The following is a 17,557-nucleotide window of genomic DNA, read 5'->3' as shown; positions in this document are numbered from 1 at the left end:
GGCAATTTTGCTTGCCCATTTTCTATTTATCATTAGTTCAGGTTGAATCCCAGTTCGGCACGCCACTTATTTAACAGTTCAGTGGTGTCATCATCATTTGGATGGAATTTAGGTCTTAAAAAAGCAAGCAATGTAGGAATCTGGCGCGTCATAAAGCCTTTATAACCATACATGAACTTGATCATATATTTGGTGTCACGCCATGTGAGCTTGCCATCAGTTTTCAAAAGTTTTGCAGTGAAATAGGACTGGGTAATAAAGATTAGCCCCATTGCAATCACAAGTGCCAGCGAACGCATGAAATAGGCCTTAGCTCCGTGACCATACATCGCTTCATACACATCAAAGGCAACAGCCTTATGCTCATTTTCTTCAACCGCATGCCACATCCATAAATGGTACATGGTCTCATCCATAAACATGGACTGAATATCAGGATTACTCAACAACTCCTCTGCAATGGTGGAGGTGAAATGTTCCAAGGCGCAGGTACCAGTTAAGCTGATCATTTCCTTGGTAAAACCAAAAGGTTTGAGTATTTTTGTGGTGATTCCGATGGTACGGTTAATCAGGTGCCCTGTTTGATCCTCCATCTCACGAACATTGTAGCCATAGGCCTGGGCGGAAGCATTAAACGCCACATGCTCTTTTGAATGCATGGCTTCCTGACCAATAAAGGCACTGATTTCTTTCTGTAATCTTGGATCTGCCAATTTAGGGTCGTTTCGTACTGCACGCGTGCTATTAACAAAGAATTGTTCACCTTCAGGAAATAGTGCGGATAAGGCCGTCATAAAATGTGTGAGGGCTGCATCACCATTTGCCCAATAACGGGGAACCTCACCAAATTCAAAATCCATTCGGCGTACAGGGAAACTCGCTCCAGCCCGATTTGAGATATTGACTTTAGCATTCATACTACGCTCTCCTATCTTGAAGATCTCTTTATTAATCATTTATTATTCTTTAGTTATACGCCCTTTCCCATGCGTTAAATAAGTGCAGATAAGGTCAGAAAAGCATCATCTTGGGACATGAGGAGAGAAAAAGGATGATGAGTGAAATCATTTTTCTCGACACAAGAGAAAAGGAGTGATAAGTGAAACTACTTTTCTGACGTAAAAGGAAAGTTTAATTGAGTATTAAATTTTCCGACGCAAGAGAAGAAAATGATGATAAGTGAAACCACTTTTTCCGACACAAGGAAAATTTGTCCAACAAAAACCTAAAATACAATTTTCTAAAAATGGAAATAAAGAAAGGACGATCAAAATCGTCCTTTCTTTACATACGGTTAACCGTAAAAACTAGAGATTACAAACCAAGTTTTGCTTTCCAGTCTTTAAGCAACTGCACTGTATCTAAGTCATTTGGGTGGAAACGTGGTTTGAAGTAAGCCAACATTTCCCCCGCCATACCCGCAATAATGCCTTTTGATGGGCTATAACCATATTTATAGATCATGCCCAATTCTTTTAGATTAAGCTTATTGTCACGATTCAATAAACGTAGAACAAAATAAGACTGCAATGCGAAGATCAACACCATCGCCACAACTAGGGCTGTATTGCGTAGCGCATAGGCTTTCACACCACGACCAAAAATCTCTTCATACACATCGTAGGCAACAGCTTTATGCTCATTTTCTTCAATCGCGTGCCATAACCACATATATTTCATGGTGTCATCAGTCATTAGTTCCTGAATATGGGGATTACGCAATAATTCAGAGGCAATAGTGGCTGTAAAGTGCTCAAGCGCAGTTGTTGCAGTTAAGTCAACCATTTCCTGAGTCATGCCAAATGGCTTAACCACCTTAGCAAAATTCTTACGTGCAAACTGGATATAACTGCCTGTGATACGCTCTAAAGCTGATACATCATGTCCATATTTTTGGGCAGAGGCATTAAAACCAACATGTTCCTGAGTATGCATTGCCTCTTGACCAATAAAGGCACTGATTTCTTTTTGTAGTGCTTCATTGTCCTTGATGGCTGGGTGATAACGTACAGCACGGACTGAATCAATAAATAATTTCTCACCATCTGGAAACAATGCAGAAAGTGCTGTCATGAAATGGGTTAAACCAGCTGAGCCATTCATCCAGTACTCTGGAACCTGATCAAAATCAAAATTCATACGACGTACTGGGAAACTTGCGCCTGCACGATTTGAAATATTTACCTTAGCATTCATGCTGCCTACTCCTTTTAAATGAAGCTATGCTTCACTGAGTCATTTTGTTCATTTTCTTGAGTTTTATATTACGTTTTTATTTGTATCAATTAAGTGCAGTTTAGGACAGGTAGGTATCACTTTAGGACACTATTTCAAAAGCTTTGTCTAACAATAGACATAAAAAAACACTCCAGAGGAGTGTTTTTTTATTACCTTAGAGGCTTATGCAGTTACTTTCGCAACAACACCAGCACCTACAGTACGGCCACCTTCACGGATCGCAAAACGTAGACCTGGGTCCATTGCGATTGGGTGGATCAACTCTACTGACATTTCTACGTTGTCACCAGGCATAACCATTTCAACGCCATCCTGTAGTTTGATCGCGCCAGTTACGTCAGTTGTACGGAAGTAGAACTGTGGACGGTAACCGTTAAGGAATGGAGTGTGACGACCACCTTCTTCTTTAGAAAGTACATATACTTCCGCATCGAATTTAGTGTGTGGCTTGATTGTACCTGGCTTAGCAAGTACCTGACCACGTTGTACGTCTTCACGCTTGGTACCACGAAGAAGGATACCACAGTTCTCGCCCGCACGGCCTTCGTCAAGAAGTTTACGGAACATTTCAACGCCAGTTACAGTCGTTGCAACTGTATCACGGATACCAACAATCTCAACAGTTTCACCTACTTTGATGATACCTGCTTCCACACGACCTGTTACCACTGTACCACGGCCAGAAATCGAGAACACGTCTTCGATTGGCATCAGGAATGGCTTGTCGATTGCACGCTCTGGTTCTGGGATGTAAGAGTCAAGCGCTTCCACAAGTGCAAGAACAGAAGACTCGCCGTAAGGACCGTCGTTACCGTTTAACGCCTGAAGCGCTGAACCACGGATGATTGGCGTGTCATCACCTGGGAAGTCGTAGGTAGAAAGAAGTTCACGAACTTCCATTTCAACCAACTCAAGTAACTCTTCATCATCAACAAGGTCACACTTGTTCAGGAACACGATGATGTAAGGTACACCTACCTGACGAGAAAGCAGGATGTGTTCACGAGTTTGTGGCATTGGACCATCAGTCGCAGCACATACGAGGATCGCGCCGTCCATCTGTGCAGCACCAGTGATCATGTTTTTAACATAGTCGGCGTGGCCTGGGCAGTCTACGTGAGCGTAGTGACGGATTGGAGAATCGTATTCCACGTGAGAGGTATTAATGGTAATACCACGTGCCTTTTCTTCAGGAGCCGAGTCAATTTGCGAGTAGTCTTTCGCTTCACCGCCGTAAGTTTTTGCACAGATTGTTGCAATCGCAGCAGTTAAAGTTGTTTTACCATGGTCAACGTGACCAATTGTACCCACGTTTACGTGTGGTTTATTACGTTCAAACTTGGCTTTAGCCATGATGATCTTCCTTTATAAACTGCTCATGAGGGTCACCCATGAGCACTTGGTTTTTTAACTAAATTTTAGTTGGGTAATATAGTAATCGAAAGATTACTCGTCGTCACCTTTTTTACCGCCAGCCTGGAACTTAGCGATGATGCCTTCAGCCACGTTACGTGGAGTTTCAGCGTATTTAGAGAATTCCATAGAGTAAGTCGCACGACCTTGAGACATAGAACGCATTTGAGTTGCGTAACCAAACATCTCAGCAAGAGGAACTTCTGCCTTAATCGCTTTCGTTCCACCAGGAAGATCGTCCATACCTTGAACCATACCACGACGACGGTTTAAGTCACCCATGATATCGCCCATGTAGTCTTCTGGAGTTTCCACTTCAACTTTCATGATTGGCTCAAGAAGAACAGGGTCTGCTTTCATGAAACCATCACGGAATGCATAAGAACCTGCCATTTTGAACGACAATTCATCAGAGTCGACATCATGGTAAGAACCATCAAACAATGTCGCCTTAATACCCACAACAGGATAACCAGCCAAGACACCATTCTTCATGCGTTCCTGAATACCTTTGTCAACCGCACCGAAGAATTCTTTAGGTACAGTACCACCTACAACTTCTTCAGCGAATTGGTATTCTTTACCAGCTTCTTCAACATCCATAGGCTCTAAACGAACATATACATGACCGAATTTACCTTTACCACCTGTTTGACGAACAAACTTACCTTCTTGCTCAACAGTCTTTTTGATTGTTTCGCGGTAAGCAACCATTGGTTTACCAATGTTCGCTTCAACACCAAATTCACGCTTCATACGGTCAACGATGATGTCAAGGTGAAGCTCACCCATACCAGCGATGATCGTTTGGCCAGACTCTTCATCTGTACGAACGCGGAATGATGGATCTTCTTTCGCCAAACGACCTAAAGCAATTGACATTTTTTCTTGGTCAGCTTTAGTTTTTGGTTCAACGGCCAATGAAATTACTGGCTCTGGGAATTCCATACGCTCAAGTGTAATGACATTTTTCTCATCACACAGTGTATCACCCGTGGTTACGTCTTTAAGACCTACACACGCTGCGATATCACCTGCACGAATTTCTTCAAGGTCTTGACGCTCGTTCGCGTGCATTTGCACGATACGGCCAATACGTTCACGCTTAGACTTCACTGGGTTATAAACTGGGTCACCTTGTTTAAGTACACCAGAATAAACACGTACGAAAGTCAGGTTACCTACGAACTTGTCGTTCATGATCTTGAACGCAAGTGCAGAGAACGGAGCTTCGTCAGATGCTTCACGAGACGCTTTAGTTTCGTCTTTGTCGTCAAGAATACCTTCAATTGCCTTAACTTCTGTTGGAGAAGGCAGGAATTGAATTACAGCATCCAACATACGTTGAACACCCTTGTTCTTGAACGCTGAACCACAAAGCATAACCTGGATTTCAGACGCCAATGTACGAGCACGAAGACCAGCGATGATGTCTTCTTTAGAAAGATCACCCTCTTCAAGGTACTTGTCCATTAACTCTTCAGAAGCTTCAGCAGCAGCCTCAACCATCTTGGTACGCCATTCGTTAGAAGTATCAACGAGATCAGCTGGAATATCGCCGTATTCGAACTTCATACCCTGAGATGCTTCATCCCAGATAATCGCTTTCATTTCGATCAGGTCAACAACACCTGCGAATGTATCTTCAGCACCGATTGGCACAACGATTGGCACAGGGTTACCGCCCAAACGTGTTTTTACCTGTTCAACGGCACGGAAGAAGTTGGCACCTGTACGGTCCATCTTGTTCACGAATGCCAAACGAGGCACTTTATATTTGTTTGCCTGACGCCATACAGTTTCAGACTGAGGTTGTACACCACCTACCGCACAGTACACCATGCACGCACCGTCAAGTACACGCATAGAACGTTCAACTTCGATTGTGAAGTCAACGTGTCCTGGGGTATCAATCACGTTGATACGGTGTTGCTCAAACTGGTTGCCCATACCAGACCAGAAACAAGTTGTCGCAGCAGAGGTAATTGTAATACCACGCTCCTGCTCTTGCTCCATCCAGTCCATTGTTGCTGCACCATCATGTACTTCACCGATTTTGTGAGATACACCTGTGTAGAACAGGATACGTTCAGTTGTAGTTGTTTTACCTGCGTCAATATGCGCAGAGATACCGATGTTACGGTAACGAGTAATTGGAGTTTGGCGAGCCATGATGTCTTACATTCCTAAATGTTATCTTTAAAACAGGACGCATCAATTAAATTGATGCGCACGAATATCCATGCAGGCAACCTAAATACCCGCAAAGCTCCCACTTTGATAAAGAGAGATGTTGAACCGAGCCGCAGTACGCATGAATATTCTCCTGATTAGGGACTGTTTTATCCGCTTAGAAACGGTAGTGAGAGAAGGCTTTGTTGGCTTCAGCCATACGATGCACGTCTTCACGTTTTTTGATCGCAGCACCTTTACCTTCAGCTGCATCTAGCAACTCACCAGCAAGACGTAAAGCCATCGTTTTTTCAGAACGCTTAGCAGCAGCATCTACTAACCAACGCATAGCCAAGGCAGTACGACGGGATGGGCGCACTTCCATAGGTACTTGATAAGTAGCACCACCAACACGGCGTGCCTTTACTTCAACCATAGGACGAACTTTCTCAAGAGTAGTCTCGAAAAATTCAACTGGGTCTACTTTGTTTTTTTCCTGAACACGTTCCAAAGCACCGTAAACGATACCTTCAGCAACAGATTTTTTACCATCCTGCATAACGTGGTTCATGAATTTAGCGATTGTTTGGCTGCTAAATTTCGGATCTGGAAGGATCTCACGAGCAGCGACTACGCGACGTCTTGGCATTTTAATACACCTAATATTATGACACTTCAGGATGATCCAGCAGTTGTACTAAGTGTCGTGTACATGACGCTGGCCTTACTATACGTCGCCTGAATTACAAATCTATGAAGAATTCAAACAAGCGAAACGCTAAAGGGTTGCTTGGGCTATTTTCCTAGAATTACTTCTTAGGACGTTTCGCACCGTATTTAGAACGTGACTGGTTACGATCTTTAACGCCAGCACAGTCCAAAGAACCACGAACGGTATGGTAACGTACACCTGGTAAGTCTTTAACACGACCACCACGGATAAGAACAACACTGTGCTCTTGTAGGTTATGACCTTCACCACCGATGTAGCTAGACACTTCAAAACCAGAAGTTAAGCGAACACGGCAAACCTTACGCATTGCAGAGTTAGGTTTTTTAGGAGTAGTCGTATATACACGTGTACATACACCACGACGTTGTGGACAAGCCTTCAACGCAGGAACTTTTGATTTTTCAATCAAAGTTGTACGACCCTTACGGATCAACTGATTTGTTGTTGCCATTTGGCAATTCTCCCGTTATTAAACAACCTCAAAAAGAAAAACACCTCTTTTTAAGGGCACACAATTGTAAGCCAAGAAGTAAAAATGGTCAACATTGCACAATAGAGCAATGCTGACCATTCCTAGTGTTTTTGTTGCGTTCTGATGTATGAATACATCATGAAACAAATTAGCTGTGTTTTGTTGAAGCTGGTTCCATCTCAATTGGTTTTTGTTCAGCCACAATTTCAGGTTCATCTTCTGTCACTATTTCATCCTGCTGTGCAGTCAAGGCAGGTTGTTGTTCAGCATGTTCATGCTCTTCAACATATTGGCTTGCCAGTTGCTGGATACCAGTTTCCACCTTTTCCTCCACGTTTTGCTGATCGGCAGCATTTTCTTTTGCCTGCACCTCAACATGGGTAATCACATCATTTTTAGTTGCTTCTGCTGTGAACGGTTTATGTGATTCAGTTTCAGCCGCATTTAACAGCTTTGGACTTGCCTTGCGAAGCAAGGCTTCGGCCTTGTAATAAGCCGCCAAGGGGGAAATATTTTCATTTGGGTGCTCATTTAAATAGAAACGTGCGGCACCAAATACTGACTGAGACTTATGCCCCACATCCTCAAGCAGTTTCCAGCTATAAAAGCCACCCAATGCCGCACCCGCCACAGGAGTCAGCTTGCCAATCACAGAGGCCTGGGGGATATGGTTGAGCCATCCCCACTTAAACTGTCCCTCATCATCAACCAGCCATTTCCTGATCATTTCAATATCATTGTTTGAACCCAATAATTGCTGGAACTGTTGCAGGTCATGGGTTTCCAGCATGGATTTCAATGCTTTCAATGCAAGTAGCAAGGTTTGCTTTTCCGCCACAAGGCTCAAATCAATTTCCTTGAAAATAAATGCGACTATTTCCTGATCTGCATCCTCAGTGAGGTCAAAGCCATGAGAACGACCAGTTTGATAGACGGTTCTCAATGCCAGAACGATAGAGGCAGGAATGTCTATTGCGGCACCCCATACTCCTGTTGCACCCGTAATCAAACCCTGCGCCGCGGCCAAAAGCTTGTTCTGTTCAATCAAGGCCTGACTCAGACGTTGGGAACGACCTGTATCCTTGGTGAGTTCAGCAATGTCTTTCACTCCCGCCTCCTCAAGAATTTTCTCTGTTAGTGAGGTGTTTGAACTAAACTCATTTAGCCACTGAAACAGGTAGTCGGAGACTTTTTCACCCAGGTCTGGCGATATAAACGAAGCCACATTATTAACCCGTGTGTAATGACGACCCAACAGTTGATTTGACAGCTTAGGCAACTGTTGGCGCAGCATCTGTTGTGGCGTTTCATACTTCTCCACATCAAATGGACTTTTGAAGCGTGCACTACCCTCAACCACATTGGATGAATGGGCGAGTTCCGCTGCGGAAGTCGTTGGGGCAACCTGACGTTTTTGTAATTCTGAACTGAGCTTTTTAGCCACTCCAAAGGCCTGTGCCAATAAACCTGAAGATTGCTTATTTTGGGATTTTGTCATCAAGTACCTCTGCTCTGTAATTGTGTGCATTTCTAGGTAGATACTAGGTTGAATATCTATTTATCTCAACTTTTATGTGTGTACTTTCATTACGTTTCGTCACAACATGACTGATATTTACCAATATTTACACAACTGGAAATAGGCATAAAATTTGCCATAAGAAATAAAAAAACTTTCTGCTATCATGGTGTCATTCACTTATAAGCCGTTTTAATCGTTATATTCTCCTGATTTATGAATAACGATCATCGCACATGGCTTAGCATTACCATAAAAGGGATCTGTAAATGAAACGTGTTGTAATCACTGGTATGGGCATTAACTCATGCATCGGTAACTCTTTGGAAGAGGTCACTCATTCTTTAAAAAATGGAATCTCTGGGACACGTTTTAACCCAACTTATGCTGAACTTAATTTCAAGAGCCATGTCAGCGCGGCAGCTGTTCAGGATTTTGATGGCATTGACCGTAAAATTAAACGTTTTATGGGTGTCTGTGCCATGTATGCCTACAATGCGGCGATTGCGGCGGTAGAAAATGCAGGCCTCAAACAGGAAGACCTGGCCAATAACCCACGTTATGGTATTGCAGGTGGCAGTGGCGGTAATTCAACCGCCTCTGTTGCTGAAATGGTGAAACTTTTAGAGGAAAAAGGCGCACGTAAAATCGGTCCTTTTTATGTTCCCCGCAATATGAGCAACACCATTACTGCAAACGTTGGTGTGTCATTAAAACTTCAGGGGATCGCCCACTCAATTACCAGTGCATGTGCGACATCTGCGGATGCGATTGGCTATGCCTACAACCTGATTCAGCTTGGCAAACAGGACCTGATGCTGGCAGGTGGTGGTGAAGAAGATCACTGGTCTCAAAGCCTGTTATTTGATGCAATGGGCGCATTGTGCTCTAAATATAATGACAACCCTGAAACAGCTTCACGTCCTTATTCAAAAGACCGTGATGGTTTTGTGATTGCGGGTGGCGGTGGTTTTGTCGTACTTGAATCGCTGGAACATGCCCAGGCCCGCGGTGCCAAGATTTTAGCGGAAGTTGTTGGTTATGCAGCCAACAGTGACGGGCATGATATGGTGGCTTTAACAGGTGAAGGAGCGACACGTTGTATTCAAATGGCTCTGGATGAGGCAAAACAGCATGGTGTAGATAAAATTGATTATATCAATACGCATGGCACCTCAACACCTGCGGGTGATATTGTTGAACTTCATGCCATTGGCCGTGCCTTTGGTGAGGGAAATGTCCCTCCTGTCAGTTCAACCAAATCCATGACAGGTCATAGCTTGGGTGCCGCTGGTGTCCATGAGGCGATTTATTCTGTACTGATGATGCAAAATGACTTTATTGCACCAAATATCAACGTTACAGAACTGGATGAGGGCGCACAGGGTTTCGATATTGTACTTGAAAAACGTGATGCAAAACTGAATACTGTCATGAGTAACAGTTTTGGCTTTGGCGGTGTAAACGCCTGCCTCATTTTCAAGAAGTGGGATGCATAATCCCACCTAGGATGATCGATGGATGCACCTTCTGATGCTTTCTTGTGGGTAAAAGCATTACATATTATCGCTGTGGTTTGTTGGTTCGCTGCGTTGTTCTATCTGCCTCGTCTTTATGTTTATCATGCCATGAGTGAAGATACGGTCAGTCATCAACGCTTTGAGGTCATGGAACGTAAATTGTACCGTGGCATTATGTGGCCATCCATGATTGCCACACTCATCACCGCCCATTTCCTTGTGGATTGGGGGGATGCCACCCGACACTACCATGAAGCCCTATGGTTTTATCTTAAAGTCGGTTTGGTGGGTTTACTGGTGATTTACCACTTTGTCTGTGGTTACTACCGTAAAAAGCTGATTGGCAATCCCCATTACAAATCACATAAGTTTTGGCGGTTCTTTAATGAAATGCCTACACTGATCTTATTTGCAGTGGTCATCCTTGTAGTCGTGAAACCTCAGTTCTAACTGAGGTTTTTTCTTTTATACCGCTATAAACTCATACAACGATCTTCATTCCATACTGTCTTTTCAAGATAAGGACTTTTGATACAAAGCCTTGTATCTGTTTGATAAAATTCATAACCCTCCTTATTCTGATTTAAGCTCTGAACATTCCAGGTTTGCTGGCTATTCAACACATTAAAAAGCAAAATTGTATGGTCTAGCTGTCTCATTTTAATTAAATATTTTTGCATACTCGGCCCTCCAATCTGCATCAGAATGTTCCCTACAAAATTTTTAACCACGATATGATCATGTTTTTTTGCAGCTAAATGATTAATATCTTTTTTAAAATCAGCATAGTTCATTTCTGACAAAACGATCACTTGCTGTAAATCCCGCACATATTGGTTTGTGGTCATATGAGGAAGATAGACAAAAGGTAAAGCCAGCTTTTGCCAAAATGCCATTCCCTCACCACTTTCAGATGAGTGTGTCACATTAAATGGATTGACCAACACCATTATGTTGGCTTCCATTGCCAGCGTTTTACGCATGGAAAGCTGTTGCAGAGACAATCCTTCTAGACTCAAGTGATGATGTTCTTTTCGATTTAAATCATGCAAAAGCTGAATGCTTGTATTGATCTTTTCGAACAATACCATTTGACCAACAAGATGATTGCTACGCGACATACTTTGGGTTAAATGCTCAATATATTGTTGCAGTTGTTGCACAGGCTGGTTGGAAGTTAATACATTCATTAAATATAAGTAATGCACATTCATAAGCAATCCATAATTTGCCCACACCGCATCAGGTGGCTGCAACAATTCCGATTGAGGAGATTGCTGTAATAAAGTTTGATAACGTTCAATCCATCCGTGGTCTCGCTGAACGGCTTGCTGGATTTGTATTTTATGTTGTGCAATCCATTGCATATCAAAACTTTGCTCTGTTTGATACTGGCGCTTAAAGTCACTGAGCAATTGTTTGGTTTCAGCAGATGTACCTGACGAGGTCAGTTTCAGCTCCAAAGCGGATGGCTGCCCAGAAAGATTCTGTTTGTGTTGAAAGTAGTTCGCCCAATCTTGGTGATAACGCAGTCGCCCTAACACCATTGGATCAACATTCTGTTTTGCATCAAATCCCAGCATCAAAAAGTAAGGATGTGTTTTTAATTCAGGTTTATAGCCCTCTTGCAGGCTAAGTAATTGTTGTGTCTCCTGACTAAGTGGCTCGTCATGACGTAACCACAGCATAAAAACAACCAATAATAAAAAACCAACTCCCCCAAACCACTTTAATTTTTTCAAGCTACCCTCATAAATAATAATGATAATTTTTCTCAATGCATAATATCCTGCATCTTGATTAAATCAAGTTGGCTTAATCAGGTATGCTTATTTTCAAGCCTCATATTCTTCAATAATATATTTATCAATATATAAAGTAGGACCTGATGATGTGGCAATCTTTCAGCTCAGCCTGCCAACAAATAAAGTTAGGGCTTATTGGCTATCTTTTTGTGGCATTGAAAATAAATGAATTTGAATATCGTGGACTCACGCAGGGTGAAGTGGAGCTTGCACAGCAAGTTTTTGGCAATCTCATCAACTATGATCAGGTAAGAATTTTTAATACCCCTTATTTACCTTGGCAGCCCGCCAATATTTTTATCGCACCCAATGGCAATTTATTCGCACGTCAACCCTCTTTCAGTCCAGACTATTCAAAGTGTTCAATGGCGTTACAGGGTATTTTTATTCACGAGCTGACACATATTTTACAATACCAGCAACAGACCAATGTCATTCTGAAAGGCGCAATCCTACAACTGGGCTATTATCTAAGTTTTAAAAGATACAATCCTTACCGTTATCAATTTATTCAGGGTAAAGCTTTCGAGGATTACAATATTGAGCAACAAGGCGATATTGCGCGAGATATTTTTTTCAGGAAAATTCCAAATATTATTACAAAATAAAAAGCCCTGTAATTTTATCTACAGGGCTTTTTAGGTTATTAGACCGTAATCTACTTTAGGCAATAGAGCCTTTGCGAGTTTCAGCATCGAGTTCATGACGGGTGTCCAGGTCAGTCGTAAAATCCATATCTTTGCGCATATCATCCATAATAATCGTACCTATACGCCCCACACCGATTGCCAATCCAAAAGCAATCACAGGAAATAAAATTGTTGAAATCACCATATTTTTACCTCTCTTGTTTGAAAGTTTAGTTTTAACTGGTTCGCTTTAAACCTATTGATCCTGTTCCTGAAACATCACTGTACCAATGCGACCTACAACCACTGCCAACCCAAACGCAACAACTGGAAATAATAAAACTGACATGATACTTACCTCATTAAAATGAATACAAAATTTGCTTAACAATTAAGCCTGTTGATCCTGTTCCTGGAACATCACTGTACCAATGCGACCTACAACCACTGCCAACCCGAACGCAACAACTGGAAATAATAAAACTGACATGCTACTCACCTCACTAAAATGAATACAAAGTTAGCTTAACAATTAAGCCTGTTTATCTTGTTCTTGGAACATCACTGTACCAATACGACCAACTACCACAGCCAAACCAAATGCAACTACAGGAAATAATAAAACTGACATATCTGTTACCTCTTTTCTGCATGATGCTTTCATGCTTGATTTAAATTAAAGTGTACAAGTGTTCACATTGATTAAGATAATAGCAGTGCACATTTGTACACTCAAGCGTCGCAAAGATATTCCCGACGAACGGTATAAAAAACAAACATAAAACCACAACCAATTGAATTAATTAAATTAAAAAATTTAATAAATTTCTTTAAAAACCATTTTCTTTTTATTTACCCAGTTTTTTTATTGTTTTATTGGGTAAATCAGCACTTCTTTTTCTTGTAATTCGCATGTCATTTCTATCTGTAAAGATGGGTTGAAAAAAAACTTTATATGACTATATGAAATTTCTTCACAATCATGCACCATTTAGGGTCTGTTGATATTTCAGCCATGCCTTGCGTTATCGGCTAAAACGACATAAACAAGGCATGAAACGCAGGCAATGGCATCCCCTTGTCAAGTTTCATAACGCAGTTTAGGGAAGTTTTAGCCATAACCCTGCTGGACAGGGACATTTTTTGCCGCTCCAGCGTTATGTCTTGCTTACTTAGAGTTACTAAGTTTCGCAAAACATGCCTTGTACCGTCTAAAAAATGTCCACTGTCGCAAGCATCTGTGAAATGTCAACAGACCCTACGCAAACATTGAGAAATGTTGCCGTTTTATACAGAAAAACTTGTTATTTTTACGCAGAAAAATGTGCATTTAGTATATATTAGTAAACTTGTCATTTTTCTTTAAGATATAGAATGTTTGGCGCCATGATATAGCAATGTTTTTAAAACTATACCTATATAAATCAAAAGCTTGTATATCATAATTTGTTAAAACTCAGGATTAGGTTTGAATGAAAAATTTTAAAGTTGCCCTTGCTCAGTTCTCTCCGCATATTGGCAATATTGATGCAAATACTCAAAAGATGGTTGAACAGGCAAATTCAGCGAAACAACAACAGGCTGACTTGATCATCTTCCCAGAGCTTTCCACACTGGGCTACCCTGCTGAAGACCTTATACTTCGTCCGAACCTACAAAAACGAACCCAAAAGGCGTTTGCCCAGTTAAGCGAAGTCAAAGATATTGTGATGGTGTTCGGTTTTGTGCACCAGACTGAGGATGGACATCGCTACAACTCCGCCGCTGTAATGAAAGACGGTCAGGTTTTAGGTGTTTACAATAAACATAACTTGCCAAATTACGGTGTGTTTGATGAGAAACGTTATTTTCAGGGAGGTCACCAACACCTGGTTTTTGAATATCTAGGGCATAAGTTTGGTGTCTTGATCTGTGAAGATGTGTGGTCACTCAATACCGTTAAGCAGTTAAGCCAGCTTAATGTTGAAACTGTACTGATCTTAAATGCTTCACCATATGAAGTCGGTAAACCTCAGCACCGTGTACAAACCCTGAATGAGCTGGCAAAACAGCTTAGCCTGAATATTGTTTACGTGAATCAGGTTGGTGGACAAGATGACCTGATTTTTGATGGGTCAAGTTTTGTAAGCAATCATAATGGGCAGCTTGCCTTACAGGCTCCAAGTTTTCAGGAATCTGTTTATTTCGCTGAATATGATGCAAAACAAAAGCTGTTTAAAACCGCAGAAACCACGCCTACACTTGACACTTTTGCTGAAATTTATCAGGCATTGGTCATGGCAACCCGTGACTATGTGCAGCGTTCAGGCTTCCCTGGGGTGATTCTGGGCTTATCGGGTGGTATTGACTCTGCACTCACCCTCGCAATTGCAGTGGATGCGATTGGTGCAGATAAGGTACAGGCCGTGATGATGCCTTATACCTATACCTCTCAAATGAGTGTGGAAGATGCGACTGAACAGGCACGCCGTATGGGTGTGACCTTTGGCATTGCTGAAATCCATCCAATTGTAAACAGTTTCATGCAAACCCTTTATCCATTCTTTGGCAATAGCCCTGCCGATGCAACTGAAGAAAATTTGCAGGCACGTACCCGCGGTACTCTGTTGATGGGCTTATCGAATAAGTTTGGCAACCTTGTCCTTTCCACAGGTAACAAGTCAGAAATTTCAGTAGGTTACTGCACATTGTATGGTGATATGGTGGGTGGTTTCTCTGTACTCAAGGATGTCTATAAAACCATCGTGTTTGAGTTGGCGAAATATCGCAATACTTTGAATGAAACGCCTGTCATCCCTGAACGTGTGATTGCACGTCCACCATCAGCAGAGTTACGCCCAGACCAGAAAGATCAGGACTCATTGCCAGCCTATGATGTACTGGATGCGATCCTGTATGCCTACATTGAGGAAGACCTGAGCCAGGCAGACATCATTGCCAAAGGCTATGAAGCTGAAATGGTTGAGAAAGTCATTCGTCTGGTTGACCGTAACGAATACAAGCGTCGCCAAGGTGCAATTGGACCACGTATCAGCTCACGTGCGTTCAGTCGTGAACGCCGTTACCCTATCGTCAATGGATGGACTGCGAATGACTGAACACATTGTTTCTGAAAAGTCACAACACCTTGCTCAAGCACTTTTGCTTGAGCAAGTGGCATTTTATAAAAATCAACTCACTACTCAGCTTTCTGCTGAGTTTTTTCAACAGTTTATCCAGCTTTTTATACAACGTGCGCCAGACATTCAACTCAAGGAAGTTGTTGAACTAGAGCAAATTCAGGCTGTCGTTAAGCGTTATGCCTTTGAAATGCAGCTTGGTGCAGGTTTACTGGAATTTATTGGTGAAATTGCTCAACGACTGCATGTTTTTTCTTTACAGTCTTCAGCAGAGTTACAGGACTTATTTTCAGATCAGCAGTTTGAGATATGGCTTTCCAAATTTCTGGAACTGGAAAATATCCGCCACTATCTCAACCATTTCCTAAAAGAAAGCCCGTCTATTCAGCAGCTGTGCCAGTACATTGCCACCACAACCTTGCAGAATAAGTTGCCAAAACTGTTTTCACAGGCTGATGAAGACAGAATGTCTGAAAGCAAATATGAATGGCAGCAAAAACTAAAAAGCTTTTCATACCGTCAGCAACAACGAATTGAGCAGAAACTAGAAGAAAGTATTGCCAAATTTATTCAGGAGCAACTGGCTGATTTAAGCCTATTGTCTAATGATGACCTGGAAAGTCTTGCCCGCAATGTCTGGGATGACAACAAGGCCAAACCTCTATCAGAATACACCAAACAGGTGACTCCATTGGATGTGGAAGAATTCTTTGTCATGATCTATGAATATTGGAAAGAATTACGCCAGTCCTCTTTCATACAAGACCTGATCCTGTACGGTGTAAAAGTCTTTTATGATTTCTATAAAGATGAAAGTCTGGAAGATGTTTTTGCAGCAATTGGTCTGGAAGAGACAGATTTACTCAATGAGGCCGTACGTTTTTATCCAAAAGTTGTAGCCGCTTTAGACGAGCATGGTGTATTAGAGCCAATTATCACATTAATTTTAAAACCGTTCTACGAAAGCCCCCAGACCTTGGCAGCCATCGAAAAACATTTATAGCCTGTGTGTGCATAACCAGAACAACGCTGTTTTGGTTTAAAACGACAATAACAGGTAGATATCATATAGATAAAAAGAAACCACGCAGGAGCGTGGTTTTTTAAAATGGTGGCTATGACGGGACTTGAACCTGTGACCCCCGCATTATGAGTGCGGTGCTCTAACCAACTGAGCTACATAGCCATAAACTGTGAGCGCATTATCTAGTGTTCCGTATAGCTGGTCAAGTCTATGGTTTTGAAAATACGAAACATATGCGCAGTTTTTATTCTTTTAATTTTCAACTGATCAAATTTCAACAAACATTTAAGCAGCTTTAAAAATTTAGGGAAAAAAATCTCATTCATACGGTAGAAATTTTCAGATTCTGAACAGCACAAAATATTTTTTAAAAACAGCAGATAAAAAGAGACCACGCAGGAGCGTGGTCTATAAAATGGTGGCTATGACGGGACTTGAACCTGTGACCCCCGCATTATGAGTGCGGTGCTCTAACCAACTGAGCTACATAGCCGAAAACTGTGGGCGCATTATCTTAACTTTCACTACATACGTCAAGCACATTTTTCAAAAAATCTTGGAAGTGGGCCTATAAGCCGGGTTCTGTCGAGGACGATCATTCCTCTAGGCGTACAATCACTCATACGCTCAAGCGACCTACCCGAATCCAGTACGGGCCATACCTCAGGATTCCTATTTGGTCTTGCTTCCGGTGGGGTTTACCATGCCGTGAACTGTTACCAGACACGCGGTGCGCTCTTACCGCACCCTTTCACCCTTACCTCACGAATGAGGCGGTCTACTCTCTGCTGCACTTTCCGTCGGCTTTCACCGCCCAGGCGTTACCTGGCACCTTGCCCTATGAAGCCCGGACTTTCCTCCCCTGCTTCAGTCACGGAGACCTCCACAGCAGCGACCGTCCAGCCCACTTCGT

General features: G+C 42.2%; 14 protein-coding genes, 2 tRNA genes and 1 other RNA gene. 5 read left to right on the top strand and 12 right to left on the bottom strand.

The features are described 5' to 3' along the window. Positions 1-32 precede the first annotated feature (32 nt). From QTA56_RS06970 to QTA56_RS06940, 7 genes are all read right to left on the bottom strand, one after another. The gene (locus tag QTA56_RS06970) at positions 33-917 is read right to left on the bottom strand and encodes a metal-dependent hydrolase (protein WP_267980225.1); all 885 of its coding nucleotides are present in this window, start codon (positions 915-917) and stop codon (positions 33-35) included. A gap of 397 nt (positions 918-1,314) precedes the next feature. After that, complete coding sequence (locus QTA56_RS06965) at positions 1,315-2,196, bottom strand: metal-dependent hydrolase (RefSeq protein WP_267980224.1); 882 nt, start codon at positions 2,194-2,196, stop codon at positions 1,315-1,317. 204 nt (positions 2,197-2,400) lie between these two features. Then, positions 2,401-3,591 (bottom strand): elongation factor Tu, encoded by a 1,191-nt coding sequence (gene tuf, locus QTA56_RS06960; protein WP_267980223.1) that lies wholly within the window; start codon positions 3,589-3,591, stop codon positions 2,401-2,403. Between the two features lie 93 nt (positions 3,592-3,684). Then, positions 3,685-5,823, bottom strand: a complete 2,139-nt coding sequence (fusA, locus tag QTA56_RS06955) for an elongation factor G (protein ID WP_267980222.1) — start codon at positions 5,821-5,823, stop codon at positions 3,685-3,687. A 178-nt stretch (positions 5,824-6,001) separates the two neighbouring features. Next, positions 6,002-6,472: a 30S ribosomal protein S7 gene (rpsG, locus tag QTA56_RS06950; protein ID WP_004638185.1), complete on the bottom strand. Its 471-nt coding sequence runs from the start codon at positions 6,470-6,472 to the stop codon at positions 6,002-6,004. A 160-nt stretch (positions 6,473-6,632) separates the two neighbouring features. Beyond that, positions 6,633-7,007 (bottom strand): 30S ribosomal protein S12, encoded by a 375-nt coding sequence (gene rpsL / locus QTA56_RS06945; protein WP_004638184.1) that lies wholly within the window; start codon positions 7,005-7,007, stop codon positions 6,633-6,635. 169 nt (positions 7,008-7,176) lie between these two features. After that, positions 7,177-8,526, bottom strand: coding sequence for an EcsC family protein (locus QTA56_RS06940; protein WP_267980221.1), 1,350 nt, complete (start codon positions 8,524-8,526; stop codon positions 7,177-7,179). Positions 8,527-8,816: 290 nt separating this feature from the next. On the opposite strand from QTA56_RS06940, the gene QTA56_RS06935 reads away from it, so the two are divergent. Next, on the top strand, positions 8,817-10,046 hold the full coding sequence (locus QTA56_RS06935; RefSeq protein ID WP_267980220.1) for a beta-ketoacyl-ACP synthase II: 1,230 nt from the start codon (positions 8,817-8,819) through the stop codon (positions 10,044-10,046). Positions 10,047-10,064: 18 nt separating this feature from the next. Beyond that, positions 10,065-10,517, top strand: a complete 453-nt coding sequence (gene hemJ, locus QTA56_RS06930) for a protoporphyrinogen oxidase HemJ (protein WP_267980219.1) — start codon at positions 10,065-10,067, stop codon at positions 10,515-10,517. Between the two features lie 23 nt (positions 10,518-10,540). On the opposite strand, the gene QTA56_RS06925 is transcribed toward hemJ, so the two are convergent. Next, entirely contained in the window at positions 10,541-11,755 is a 1,215-nt protein-coding gene (locus QTA56_RS06925) for a hypothetical protein (RefSeq protein WP_267980218.1), read from the bottom strand. Positions 11,756-11,958: 203 nt separating this feature from the next. Between QTA56_RS06925 and QTA56_RS06920 the strand changes: the two genes are divergently transcribed. Continuing rightward, complete coding sequence (locus QTA56_RS06920) at positions 11,959-12,480, top strand: hypothetical protein (protein WP_267980217.1); 522 nt, start codon at positions 11,959-11,961, stop codon at positions 12,478-12,480. 55 nt (positions 12,481-12,535) lie between these two features. On the opposite strand, the gene QTA56_RS06915 is transcribed toward QTA56_RS06920, so the two are convergent. Then, positions 12,536-12,706: a hypothetical protein gene (locus QTA56_RS06915; protein WP_267980216.1), complete on the bottom strand. Its 171-nt coding sequence runs from the start codon at positions 12,704-12,706 to the stop codon at positions 12,536-12,538. Between the two features lie 1,267 nt (positions 12,707-13,973). On the opposite strand from QTA56_RS06915, the gene QTA56_RS06910 reads away from it, so the two are divergent. Both QTA56_RS06910 and QTA56_RS06905 read left to right on the top strand, forming a co-directional pair. After that, positions 13,974-15,599: an NAD+ synthase gene (locus QTA56_RS06910; RefSeq protein ID WP_267980215.1), complete on the top strand. Its 1,626-nt coding sequence runs from the start codon at positions 13,974-13,976 to the stop codon at positions 15,597-15,599. Next, positions 15,592-16,623 (top strand): hypothetical protein, encoded by a 1,032-nt coding sequence (locus tag QTA56_RS06905; RefSeq protein ID WP_267980214.1) that lies wholly within the window; start codon positions 15,592-15,594, stop codon positions 16,621-16,623. Before QTA56_RS06910 ends, QTA56_RS06905 begins: the two co-directional genes overlap by 8 nt. 106 nt (positions 16,624-16,729) lie before the next feature. Here QTA56_RS06905 and QTA56_RS06900 read toward each other — a convergent pair. The 3 genes from QTA56_RS06900 to rnpB form a co-directional block, all read right to left on the bottom strand. After that, a tRNA-Met gene (locus QTA56_RS06900) sits at positions 16,730-16,806 on the bottom strand. Between the two features lie 254 nt (positions 16,807-17,060). Next, positions 17,061-17,137, bottom strand: a tRNA-Met gene (locus QTA56_RS06895). A gap of 62 nt (positions 17,138-17,199) precedes the next feature. Continuing rightward, positions 17,200-17,555: RNase P RNA component class A (rnpB, locus tag QTA56_RS06890), an RNA gene on the bottom strand. Positions 17,556-17,557 lie beyond the last annotated feature (2 nt).

The organism is Acinetobacter thutiue, assembly GCF_030385805.1.
Taxonomy (GTDB): domain Bacteria; phylum Pseudomonadota; class Gammaproteobacteria; order Pseudomonadales; family Moraxellaceae; genus Acinetobacter; species Acinetobacter corruptisaponis.
This window is presented reverse-complemented; position numbering and strand designations above follow the sequence as displayed.